Genomic DNA, 11724 nt, shown 5'->3' with positions numbered 1-11724 from the left:
GTTTTAGTCTGATAGTCAGGTCTGAAAAGCGTGATGATTTTGTAGAATGTTGAAATATCAGACTTATTTGGTCGTCATTTTTACTGGATCGGAAGTCGTTACTTTTTTATGTAAAAAACAATAAAAAATAACGACTTCGCATGGAACTCTCGAACTGCCTCTGAAAAAGCCGAGCAGTCGGTCAGATCGCCATATTTTTTCCAGAATCGTCATTTTCGTGTCTCATGTCATGAGACCCAGCAGGCAAGCTAGGGCGACTCCTATTCCAATGCCCCGGTTTGCACGGAATTGTGCGAGACAAAGCTCCGGTTTCTGTGGATTGACTGTTGAAGCCTGCCAAAGAAGCCAGCCGACGCAGAGGAGCGCCGCTGGATAGAAACCGATGCCGGTCCGGGCGAGATAGCCTGCGAGGAGAAGAGCCAGTCCGCTCATCGTGTAACAGGCTCCTACGAAGGTGCGCGCTTGTCCCTGCCAGAGGCGTGAAGTGGATTTCACGCCAATCCGCGCATCATCTTCCATATCCTGAAAGCCATAGATGGTATCGAAACCGAGCTGCCAGAAGATGGTGGCCGCATAAAGAGTGAGCTGGACGCGGTCACAGAAGCCTGTAACGGCGGCGTATCCCATGGGCGCGCCGAAACCGAAGGTGAAACCCATCACCAGTTGCGGCCACCAGGTGAAACGTTTGGCGAGTGGATACAGCCCTACCAGAATAAGAGAGCTGGCACCCAGTATCTGCGCTGTCGTGTTGAGTTGCAGCAGAATGGTGAAGCCGATTGCCAGCAGGACAATCAGGAAAATCGCCGCGTGCCGCATCCGAAGCGTGCCAGCGGCGAGGGGACGCGCGGCAGTCCGAGCCACCTGTCGGTCAATGTCCCGGTCCCACATGTCATTAACGACACAGCCTGCGGAACGCATGACCAGACTACCAATGGCGAACAATACAAGAAGGCGCACGCGTTCGAGCGGAGGAACTCCACCATGAGGCTCCGCAAGAAGAATGCCCCATGCTCCGGGAAGAAAAAGGAGCCATGTGCCGATCGGCCGGTCGAGGCGGGCCAAAAGGGCGTAGGGGCGGAGTGGGGCTGGGAGATGTGAGATCCACCCGGTACTGCGGATATCCGTATGCGGGGTGGATGTGCCTGACACTGCTGCTCTCTCCGGACTGGACTTGACCGGCGGGCCTTTCCCGCCGAAACCGCGCTGATTGATGCGGACGCAGACCATTCCGGTCAATGCCCTGCGTGCCGTGATCCTGCCTGCTGTCACCAGATCGTTCGAAAGTTCTCCGGCTCATGTCTGCTCATCACACATTGCCGCGTCTGTATCTTTATCCGGAGACGGCGTGCGGCCCGGATGTCACCATTCCCATGATGCCCGATCAGGCGCGGTATCTGGGACTCGTTCTGCGGCGCGGCGAAGGCGATGAAGTCCGCATTTTCAATGAGCGGGATGGGGAGTGGCTGGCTCGCATCGCCTCTGTCAGGAAGGACAAGGGGCAGTTCACACTTATTGAGCGGCTGCGAGTTCCCGAACCGGAATACGGTGCGGTGCTTGCCTTCGCGCTTTTGAAACGGGATGCCACGGATCTCGTCATTCGTATGGGGACGGAATTGGGGGTCACCCGGTTTGTCCCCCTGATCACGGAGCGGACCGTAGGGCAGAGGGTCAACGAAGATCGTCTCGAATCGATTGCGACCGAAGCAACGGAGCAGTGTGAACGCCTTGCTGTACCCGTCATCGAGACGCCACAGCGACTGACCGAATTTCTGGGGGCATGGCCTGCCGGAAATCGTCTTTTTATGGCTGTAGAACGACTTGCTGAAATGCATGAGTCGCGGAAAACCGCCGAAAGTGGGGCGCGTGGCACATTCGCGGGCGCACAGGCGGGCGATGGTCTTCTGATCGGGCCTGAAGGGGGATTCAGCCCGGCGGAGCTTGACGTTACGCTTGCCCGACCCTTTGTTACACCCATCACTCTGGGAAACAGGGTTCTGCGCGCCGAGACTGCGGTCGCCGCCGGGCTTGCCCTGTTCGATTCCCAGCTTCGAAACGTCTGAGGTCGTGGTGCCCTTAAAGGGCGGATTTATGTCCGCTCTTCGAGGGCCGCTGCCGTGTAGGGAAAACTGAAGCCCGATGTCCAATCCCGCTGAGCAGGATGCGCGTCCTATCCATTCGATCCGTGACCTGGTGGATGTGCTGGAATCCGGCAACAAACCGCGTGAGTTCTGGCGCATCGGCACCGAGCACGAGAAATTTGGTTTTGTGCGTCCGGACGCAGCGACGGCTCAGCGACCTGCTTTTACTTCGCCCGACTATGACCATAACGGCATTGGCGCACTTCTTGGCAACGTAGAGGCGGAAGGCGACTGGACCCCGATTACCGACGGTCCGGCCTTGATTGGGCTGAAAGGCGAAGGCTCCAACAAGGGAGGCGCCATTTCTCTTGAACCCGCCGGGCAGTTCGAGCTTTCGGGGGCTCCGCTCATCAGCCTTCACGAGGCAGCCGAAGAGCTTGAGCGCCATTTCGAAGCCACTCGCAAGGCCGCGCAGCCATTGGGGCTGGGTTTTGCTCCGCTTGGATTCCACCCATTTGCGACACGCGCAGACCTGCCGTGGATGCCGAAAAGTCGCTACGCCATCATGCGGTCCTATATGCCGAAAGTTGGCACGATGGGTCTCGATATGATGCAGCGCACGTGCACGGTGCAGGTGAATCTGGATTTTGCTTCTGAAAGTGACATGGTCCGCAAGATGCGGGTCTCACTGGCGCTTCAGCCCGTGGCGACCGCACTTTTCGCGAATTCGCCTTTTTATGAAGGCAAGCCGAATGGCTGGCTTTCCAACCGCGCGCGTGTCTGGACGGACACCGACAATGCGCGTTCAGGCATGCCCGCCGTCTGTTTTGAGGATGATTTCGGTTTTGAGAAATATGTCGAATGGGCGCTCGATGTCCCGATGTATTTCGTTGTGCGGAATGAGCGCCTTATTGATGTGTCCGGCCGTTCTTTCCGGGCGTGGATGGCCGGTGATCGTCAGGACGGCCTCGAGGGGCTGACCCCGACCATTGGTGATTTTGAAGATCATCTGACCACGCTCTTCCCCGACGTTCGCCTCAAACGCTTTCTCGAAATGCGGGGAGCGGATGCAGGTTCAGCCGAGATGATGCTGGCTCAGTCGGCTCTGTGGGTTGGGCTTCTTTATGACGACGCGGCTCTGGCGGCAGCCGAGAAGCTGGTGCGTGAAAATAGTTGGGACGAATATCGCGTTCTGAGGGGAGACGTTCCGGCGCGGGCGCTCAACACACCTTTCGGTTCGGGAACGGTCCGTGATCTGGCGTCGCGGATGGTGGAAATCGCGACGCAAGGGCTGCGTGCCCGTAATGTTCGTGATGAACTGGACCGGGACGAAACCATTTTCCTCGCACCACTTCAGGCGCTCGCGGTAGGCGCGCCGACACAGGCAGAGCGGTGGCTTGAACGCTATAATGGGCCGTGGGCTGGAGATGTGAAGCGTATCCTGATGGAAGCAGAGGTCTGATTCTCTGGAACGTTTTGCAGAATCTTCATTCAGACATAACACTCTCGTGTAATGGAATGACGTTACGGAACGACACGGAGTCAATGTGGAGACAAACGCGGTAACTCAGGGTGCCCTCTTACGGTTGCGCATCATGGAGACGTCCGACCTCCACATGTTCCTTTGTGGATGGGATTACTACAGGGGGCAGGAAGAACCGCGGCATGGATTGAGCCGCGTTGCTTCACTCATCCATCAGGCTCGGGAAGAATCGACCAACAGCCTGCTTTTTGACAACGGTGACGCATTTCAGGGATCGCCAATGGGCGATTTCGTGGCGTCCCGTGCGAAAGACGCCGACGCACACCCGATGATCCGGGCCATGAACAGCCTTGGTTATGATGCCGTCGCGCTGGGTAATCACGAATTCAATTATGGTCTACCCTTTCTTCAGAGCGCCCTGACAAAAGCCGATTTTCCCGTTGTGTGCAGCAATGTGACATGGATGGACGGCAGACCGTTTGCGCTGCGATCAACCATTCTGAAACGGGCGATGGTTGATGAAAACGGGACGATACAGTCCATCAGGATCGGTGTTGTTGCTTTCCTTCCACCGCAGATCATGGTGTGGGACGCGCTCTATCTCACCGACCAACTGATTGTAACCGATATGGTGGAGGCTGCGCGTACCGTTCTGCCGGAGGTGCGGGCGCAGTGTGACCTGCTGATCGCTCTGTGTCATTGCGGCATATCAGCGGCAGAGCGCCGCGGAGGAGAGGAAAACGCGGCTCTCTATCTGGCTGAACTTTCCGAAATCGATGTGCTACTGCTCGGTCATACACACCACGTTTTTCCCGGGCCGGGGCATGAGAATCTGTCAGGCGTGAATGACAGGGAAGGATGCCTGCATGGCAAGCCGGCCGTGATGCCCGGTTTTTGGGGCAGCCATCTCGGTGTGATCGATCTGACTTTGCGCAACACGGCTACCGGCTGGATATGCGAAAATTTTCAGACGGATGTGCGTCCGGTCTGTCCTGACAACGGGGCGCCAGCGCCCGAAGATCGAATGATCGTAGAGATCGTCCGCCCCGAGCATGAGGCGACCGTCTCATGGATGGATGAAGCGCTTGGTCGCACATCCGCGCCTTTGCAAAACTGGTTCACGTTTCTGGGGCCGGACCCGTGCCTTTCCCTTGTCAACGCGGCGCAACTGTCTTTTGCGTCCGCCATTCAGGAACGCAGCTCGTGGTCAGGTATCCCACTGCTTTCTGCTGCTTCGCCGTTTCATGCGGGCTGCATGGCGACGGATATGTTTGTCGATATTCCGCAAGGGCCGCTCACGGTTCGGAATCTGGCCTGCATCTATCCGTTCGCCAATACGCTAAGCATCGTGCGCTGCACTGGTGCTGAATTGCACGAGTGGCTGGAGCGGGCTGTGGCGATCTTCAACAAAGTCGATGCGCCGCAAGATCTGCCTCTGCTCGATCCCCACTGTCCTGTTTACACTTTTGACGAAATTGATGGCGGTTCTCTCTCCGGTCCTCTGACCTATACCGTCGATGTGACGCAGCCCCGACGTTATTCGCCACAGGGAATGCTCATTTCTCCAGAGGCCCACCGGATCAGGGATCTGCGACTGGATGGGGTTCTTGTGAAGCCCGGACAGGATTTTGTCATTGTCACGAACAATTATCGGGCATTTGGGGGTGGTCATTTCCCCGGCACGGGAGCGGATCATGTGCTGCTCACCACCCGAAAGCAGAATCGGGAGATTCTTTTCGATTACGTCAAGGAGCACGGTACGATCAGCCCCGTTGTTTCCGAGGGGTGGCGTTTCGCGCAGGCGGCCGCAGAAGCCTATATCGATTTGCCTCTGGCGGCGGAGGTCGCCGCCGCGTCGCGTGCCGATCTCCGATATATTTCCCGCTGTTCGGAAGAGGGTCTGCGTTATGCGGTGACATTGGGTGCGCATCTCTGACACGGCAGCAGTTCGCTTTCGATGAAACTCCCGGCTTGACGTGCGCCGCGCCTCCGCCCATTCCTGCGCCATCATGCGTGTCGCCGCCATTCTTCTCGCGGCCGGGACCGGCAGCCGTTACGCCGCCGCAACCGGCTCCACCACCGCCAAGCAGTTCATCTCGCTTGCCGGTCGCCCTGTCATTCGCCATGCCGCCGAGGCGCTGGCCCCTCATGTCGCGCTGATCCAGCCCGTCGGTGATGTCGCATCGCTGACCGAAGCGCTGGACGGCATGACGACCCTGTCGCCTGTCGCGGGTGGCAAGGAGCGTCAGGACAGTGTCCGTGCGGGTCTCGAGGCGCTGGCCGCCCTGCCAGAATCCGAGCGGCCCGACGTCGTGCTGGTGCATGACGGTGCTCGGCCCTATGTGACCGCCTCCGTGATCGAAGGTGTGCTCAAGGCGCTGGAAGAACATCCGGGTGCCATTCCGGCTGTGCCGGTCGCTGATACGCTCAAGCGTGGCGAAGGTGGCGTTATCACGGACACAGTGTCGCGCAAGGATCTGTTCCGTGCCCAGACGCCGCAGGGCTTCCGTTTCACCATTCTGCTCGACTTGCATCGTGCTGCTGAAACATCCGGCGATTCCACGGCCACTGACGACGCCCTGCTGCTCGAATCCGCCGGTTTCAGCGTGGCGCTCACACCCGGTTCCGAAGACAACATCAAGCTGACCTATGAGGAGGATCTGGTGCGCCTCGAACGCCTGATTGGCCCCACCCTGCTTCCCCGCACCGGCTTCGGCTACGATGTCCACGCCTTTGAGGAAGGCCGTCCGCTTATCATGTGCGGTATCAATATCCCGTACGATCGCGGCCTTGCCGGTCATTCGGACGCGGATGTCGGCATCCATGCGCTCTGCGACGCCATTTACGGTGCGTTGGCCGAAGGGGATATTGGTCGTCACTTCCCACCCAGTAAGAACGAGTGGAAGGACGCCGATAGCGCCCGCTTCCTTGTCCATGCGGGTGAACTGATCCGCAAGAAGGGGGGCATGCTGGTCAACGCCGATCTGACCCTGATCTGTGAGCGCCCGAAGATCGGCCCGCACGCACAGGCGATGCGCGAACGTCTGGCCTCATTGCTTCAGGTCGATGTCGATCGGATTTCGGTGAAAGCCACTACGTCCGAGCGACTGGGCTTTACGGGGCGTGAGGAAGGGATCGCCTGCACGGCGACGGCGACCGTCCTCGTCCCTTAATTCTGGTCATATGACAGGAAATCCAGCGCGTAAGCTTCCGGCCGACAGTGCGCGTTTTGTCGGCCGGTGCATGCGTCTTTTTCCATGGCGCATAATGGGCTGGACTGTTCTGGCGGTGCTTTTTTGTGCCGTGGCGTTTCATGCTTGCTGGTTCTGGGAACGCACGACTGACCAGACCTCCTATTTTTTCGCTGGCGTCGATGTGGCGCACGGAAACTGGCGGCTGCACGACTGGGTTCTGACGCCACCGGACTTCTGGACATCGGATGTGGCGCTTTCTGCGTTTCTTTCGCTGATTGCCCGCGCGGTGGGGCACGCGGAGATCAGTCCTTTTCTTCTGGAATTACAGCCTGCACTCATGTGGACGGCTCTGGTGGCCTCGGCGTTGGCGCTCGTCCGCCTGCGTCTTCCGGAGCGACGTCTGTGTCTGGGTGGCAGTCTGCTGGTGCTTGCGTTGTTTGGCGTCCCCTTGCTGACGACAGCGACGGCCTATTTCGTGACGATGTCAGCCATTCATCTTGGCACGGTTCTTTATAACCTATGGGCGCTTCATCACGCGGCACGTTTCCTAGAGAACGGACTGCGGCGTCATCTCATGGCAAGCGGACTTCTTTTATGGCTGGGCATAATCGGTGATCCACTGCTTCAGGTGAGTGGAACGCTGCCTGTTCTGCTAGGCTGCGCTATCGGATTAAAAAGGTCGGTCTCCTCGCCGAAACGGCTGCTTACTCTTGTGCTGATAACGCTAGTCGCAGGGATTCTCGCTCCTCTGACATTGGCGCTCAACAAGGTCACAGGTGGTTTCGTGACGGTGCCACTGCTTCCCCGTTTTGTTGCCTGGAACGACGTGGGGGCAACCAGTTCACTGGTTCTGCGCGATATCTTGCTTGCCTTTGGTGCTGACCCCTCTGGCCTGCAGCTTGCCGATAGTCTGCCCCAACTTGCTCGTCTGGTGCTGCTGGGCATCTGCGGCATTGTTCTGGTGCAGATCTTTCGCAAGGGTCGTCAGGAAACGGTTTCACCATCAGATCCGTTTGTCCTGTTCCTGTTGCTTGCAGGAGGAGCAAATATCGCAAGCATGCTTGTGAGCGACCGTTTGACGACAGAAGGATTTTCGATCGCAACTGTCCGCTATCTGTTTCCTTTCTGGGCGTGTTTCAGCATTGCAGCATCGTTGATGGGCGCCAGAAAGCCTGCGGCTGTCTCTGTCGCCATGTTGGCGTTGGCAATGACAGTCATTGCTGATTATGGCCGGATTGGCCGCCCGGCTCCCGGATTTCTGTCTGGAGAAAATATGGCTCTGTCGGACTTTTTGCTGCGGGAAGAGCCTTCAATAGGCATCAGTAGTTGGAATATGTCCGGTATTCTTGAAGCAGAGAGAGGGGGGCATCTCACTGTAATGCCGGTCGGGACGGATGCATCAGGAAAGCTGTCCCTTTTCACGCATATCCATAAGCGCATCAGCTTCGGCGTGCTGAAAGGTCGGCCGTTTTTTGTAGTTGTCCCGAGGCCCTCTGAACTGTTTGACGAAGACGCCGTGTTACGGACATTTGGCCCAGCCGTGAGCCGCAAGCAATTCGGAAGATTCCTAATTCTCACCTATAACGGGTTGTGATGCTCCGCGTCAGAACGTCGCGCATCCCGATACCATGCTGACACCCACCGACTGCTGTTTGAATCGGGTTTTGTAGGCCGTTCGGATCGCTTCTATCCGTGTGGCCAATCCTTCTGTTTGCTGCGAAACAATCCAGACCAGTTGCGATGGTTCCTCGGTGATAAGGCCGGTTTGTGGATCACGCCATTGTCCGGACGCAGAAACAATCGTCAGCCCGTCAGGAAAACGCGGCGTGACGTTTTTACGCATGAATTCCTGCCATTCCTCTTTGGTGATTGGTGATCCATCGGGCCGCTTGAGACCGAACATCAGCGTCACTTGTACCGTTGAGGGCGCTTTCAAAGCGTCACAAAGGGCAGGGCGCAGGGATGGGGACTGCTCTGCGGTGCATCCTGAAAAGAAGGTTGCAACGCAGATCATCGACCCGACAGTCCCATATTTCACGGAACTGCTTGTGCGTTTTCTGAACCCAGTAATGCCTGCCGTAAGGCCCGACCTTCCGATGAATGTGGATCGATCAGGCTTTCACGAAGAAACAGGTCGATCAGCACGAGATTGACGTTGAACTTGAACTCGTCGGTATTCTTTACGAGTTGAAAGACTTCCGCGATGGGCAGCAGCAGGAATTCTTCAACCTCGCCATCAGCGGGAATGGGCTGAAAGCTGTCAGGGAGTTGCAGATCATAACAGATGAGGCGGTCGCGCCTCAGCCCTTCAGGCCGATCGAGCGCGTACTGAATGACTCCCACCTGTCTGGCATTGTCCCGGATCACATCTGGCGACAGGCTGGCTTCTTCTTCCGCCTCCTTGATGATGGCCTGCTCCGGTGTGAGACCCGCAGGCACACCGCCCGCAACCAGATGATCCAGCTTGCCCGGATCAAGACGCTTGTCGCGCGCGCGGCGGCCTATCCAGAGATGCTGCCCATCTTCCTTGCGGACCAGTCCGTTGAGATGGACGCCGACACCAATGAAACCAAACAGGGGCAGGGCGCCACGATCAATGCGTCCCAGTGGCGGCTCACCCTCCTTGCCCCACACATCGAACAATTCGTCGTGAGGGCGATACAGGCCCATGCTCGCCAGCTCTGCTCCGATGCTTTCCAGACGGGAAGGATCATCGAGCGTAAACTCGTTCCCATTCGCCAGCCCCATGTCACTCAGCGCAGTCGCAATGCGCGGATCGATATAGCCGACAATCTCGCCTGCGACACGAAACACATGTCGTTGTCCCGGCAATATCGCCGTGTTGCAGGCGCGGATATGACGCATGAAACCGTTCATGATGAGCGCCTTGGGTTTTGTCCGACAGGGGAGGAAAACAGGGAAGGCAGGGGCATGACGATCTATCCGAAAAGCTCTGGCTGAAATTTCCAGTCTTTCACCCTTAGGCGGCTGCGTTCTGTGTGACAATGTTGCACGACGGTCACGTTATCCGGCTTTCAGGGTTGCAAAACGTCTGCGACGTGCCACATCGGAGGCGATGAGTCCGCCCCCGAAAAATAATACGGCCTCGGATAAATCCGTCGCCGTCACCCTGTCCCGTCTGCTGCCCTATCTTTGGCCGCGTAACGATCCCAAACTCCGCCTGCGTGTGACAGCCGTTGCCCTGCTGCTTGTTGCGGCGAAACTGGCGACGGTTGCCGTGCCATGGTTTTACAGCCGCGTCATCGACAAGCTTTCTCTTCCCGTGAGCATCGCAACCGTGCCGGTCATGCTCATCGTCGGGTATGGGCTTGTGCGGCTGATGGCCTCCGCGTTCAACGAACTGCGTGATGCCGTGTTTGCGCCCGTGCGGTATCGCGTTGCACGGGATGCGGCGCTCAGCAGCTTCCAGCACATGCACGACCTTTCCCTGCGATTCCATCTCGACAGACGGACAGGGGGCGTCACCCGCGCGATTGAGCGCGGCACGGAAGCCGTGGAGACGCTGCTGCGCATGGGGCTGGTCATCGTGCCCACCATGCTGGAAGCCGTCATCGTTATCGGCCTGATCTGGCACATGTTCGACTGGCGTTACGCCTGCCTCGTGCTGGGAGCGGTGATTGCCTATGTGGTGTTCACACTCGCGTTTACGGCATGGCGGATCAGCATTCGTCGGCGAATGAACGACATCAACAGTGAAGCAACCGGCAAGGCGCTCGACAGCCTGCTGAATTATGAAACAGTTAAATATTTTGGCAACGAGACGCACGAAGCCAAGCGTTATGGCGATGCCCAGACGCGTTACGCTCGAGCGGCCGTGCATACGCAGTATTCGCTGAGTGCCCTGAACTTCGGGCAGGCGGCAATCATCGGTGTGGCGCTCATGCTCGTCATGTTGCTGGCGGGGCATGACGTGGCGGCTGGCCGTCTTACTGTCGGTCAGTTTGTGCTGATCAACACGTATTTGCAGCAGCTTTACGCACCGCTGAACTTTCTCGGTTCGATCTATTCCTCCATCCGGACTTCTCTCGTCGATCTGGAGCACATGCTTGGACTGCTGGACGAGCAGGTTGAAGTGGCCGATCCTCCGCATCCCTTGCCGATTGCTGCGCACCTGCGTGACGCGCCGCCAGCCAGTGTTGCGTTTGACGATGTGCATTTCGGGTATCGCAAGGACCGGGAAATTCTCCACGGTGTCAGCTTTTCGGTGCCTCCGGGCGGTCTCGTCGCCATTGTCGGGCCGACGGGAGCAGGGAAATCCACCATCAGCCGTCTTCTGTTCCGGTTTTACGACACATGGTCAGGCAAGGTGCTGATCGACGGTCATGACGTGCGTGATTACCGGCAGAAAGACCTGCGCGATGCCATTGGCGTCGTGCCGCAGGATACGGTGCTGTTCAACGACACCATTGGCTACAACATCGCCTATGGACGGCTGGGCGCCACGCAGGAGGAAGTCGAGCAGGCAGCCAAGCTTGCTCAGGTTCATGACTTTATCCTCTCGTTGCCGGATGGTTACGCTACGCGCGTGGGTGAACGCGGCCTGAAGCTCTCGGGTGGGGAAAAGCAGCGTGTCGCCATTGCGCGGACGATCCTGAAGGATCCGCGACTGCTCATTCTCGATGAGGCAACAAGCGCACTCGACACGCATACGGAGCGCGAGATTCAGGCTGCGTTACGGGCTGTCTCAGCTGAACGTACCACAGTCGTGATTGCGCACAGGCTTTCCACCATCGTGGAAGCGGACGAAATACTGGTTCTTGCAAAGGGACGTGTGCAGGAACGGGGACGTCATGCTGATCTGATCGCGCAGGACGGCCTCTACGCCGCCATGTGGGCGGCTCAGGATTCGTCGGAGACGCAGGAAAAAGAAGCGGATCAAGCCGTTTCTGCTGATTCCTGAACAGGACGCGACCGATAAAACTGTCGACGGCAGATTGCTGCGCGGCAC

General features: G+C 58.0%; 9 protein-coding genes. 6 read left to right on the top strand and 3 right to left on the bottom strand.

From position 1 onward, the window contains the following. Positions 1 to 222 precede the first annotated feature (222 nt). Entirely contained in the window at positions 223 to 1149 is a 927-nt protein-coding gene (ubiA, locus tag ABF824_RS09560; protein ID WP_415488387.1) for a 4-hydroxybenzoate octaprenyltransferase, read from the bottom strand. 146 nt (positions 1150 to 1295) lie between these two features. Between ubiA and ABF824_RS09555 the strand changes: the two genes are divergently transcribed. From ABF824_RS09555 to ABF824_RS09535, 5 genes are all read left to right on the top strand, one after another. After that, positions 1296 to 2060 (top strand): 16S rRNA (uracil(1498)-N(3))-methyltransferase, encoded by a 765-nt coding sequence (locus tag ABF824_RS09555; RefSeq protein ID WP_415488385.1) that lies wholly within the window; start codon positions 1296 to 1298, stop codon positions 2058 to 2060. A gap of 76 nt (positions 2061 to 2136) precedes the next feature. After that, entirely contained in the window at positions 2137 to 3540 is a 1404-nt protein-coding gene (locus tag ABF824_RS09550; protein ID WP_415488383.1) for a glutamate--cysteine ligase, read from the top strand. 85 nt (positions 3541 to 3625) lie between these two features. After that, positions 3626 to 5497 (top strand): bifunctional 2',3'-cyclic-nucleotide 2'-phosphodiesterase/3'-nucleotidase, encoded by a 1872-nt coding sequence (locus ABF824_RS09545; RefSeq protein ID WP_415488381.1) that lies wholly within the window; start codon positions 3626 to 3628, stop codon positions 5495 to 5497. A gap of 73 nt (positions 5498 to 5570) precedes the next feature. Continuing rightward, positions 5571 to 6734: a bifunctional 2-C-methyl-D-erythritol 4-phosphate cytidylyltransferase/2-C-methyl-D-erythritol 2,4-cyclodiphosphate synthase gene (locus ABF824_RS09540; RefSeq protein WP_415488393.1), complete on the top strand. Its 1164-nt coding sequence runs from the start codon at positions 5571 to 5573 to the stop codon at positions 6732 to 6734. Between the two features lie 70 nt (positions 6735 to 6804). Beyond that, positions 6805 to 8349, top strand: coding sequence for a hypothetical protein (locus ABF824_RS09535; protein ID WP_415488379.1), 1545 nt, complete (start codon positions 6805 to 6807; stop codon positions 8347 to 8349). Between the two features lie 9 nt (positions 8350 to 8358). On the opposite strand, the gene ABF824_RS09530 is transcribed toward ABF824_RS09535, so the two are convergent. Together ABF824_RS09530 and ABF824_RS09525 are read right to left on the bottom strand one after the other, a co-directional pair. After that, positions 8359 to 8769 carry a DUF3574 domain-containing protein gene (locus ABF824_RS09530; protein WP_415488377.1) on the bottom strand — a complete coding sequence of 137 codons (411 nt, stop codon included), beginning with the start codon at positions 8767 to 8769 and terminating at the stop codon, positions 8359 to 8361. A 20-nt stretch (positions 8770 to 8789) separates the two neighbouring features. After that, complete coding sequence (locus ABF824_RS09525) at positions 8790 to 9632, bottom strand: NUDIX domain-containing protein (protein WP_415488375.1); 843 nt, start codon at positions 9630 to 9632, stop codon at positions 8790 to 8792. A gap of 199 nt (positions 9633 to 9831) precedes the next feature. On the opposite strand from ABF824_RS09525, the gene ABF824_RS09520 reads away from it, so the two are divergent. Beyond that, the gene (locus ABF824_RS09520; RefSeq protein ID WP_415488373.1) at positions 9832 to 11676 is read left to right on the top strand and encodes an ABCB family ABC transporter ATP-binding protein/permease; all 1845 of its coding nucleotides are present in this window, start codon (positions 9832 to 9834) and stop codon (positions 11674 to 11676) included. Positions 11677 to 11724: the final 48 nt, after the last annotated feature.

Origin of the sequence: Acetobacter sp. (assembly GCF_047721705.1) — a bacterium.
GTDB lineage: Bacteria > Pseudomonadota > Alphaproteobacteria > Acetobacterales > Acetobacteraceae > Acetobacter.
The sequence above is the reverse complement of the archived record's forward strand: the minus strand, read 5'-3'. Positions and strand labels throughout refer to the sequence as shown.

Bases quoted from the DNA above. Each gene is read 5' to 3' on its own strand.
- ABF824_RS09550 (WP_415488383.1), top strand. From the start codon at position 2,137: ATGTCCAATCCCGCTGAGCAGGATGCGCGTCCTATCCATTCGATCCGT.
- ABF824_RS09525 (WP_415488375.1), bottom strand. From the start codon at position 9,632: ATGAACGGTTTCATGCGTCATATCCGCGCCTGCAACACGGCGATATTG.
- ABF824_RS09555 (WP_415488385.1), top strand. From the start codon at position 1,296: ATGTCTGCTCATCACACATTGCCGCGTCTGTATCTTTATCCGGAGACG.
- ABF824_RS09535 (WP_415488379.1), top strand. From the start codon at position 6,805: ATGCGTCTTTTTCCATGGCGCATAATGGGCTGGACTGTTCTGGCGGTG.
- ABF824_RS09520 (WP_415488373.1), top strand. From the start codon at position 9,832: ATGAGTCCGCCCCCGAAAAATAATACGGCCTCGGATAAATCCGTCGCC.
- ABF824_RS09540 (WP_415488393.1), top strand. From the start codon at position 5,571: ATGCGTGTCGCCGCCATTCTTCTCGCGGCCGGGACCGGCAGCCGTTAC.
- ABF824_RS09530 (WP_415488377.1), bottom strand. From the start codon at position 8,769: ATGATCTGCGTTGCAACCTTCTTTTCAGGATGCACCGCAGAGCAGTCC.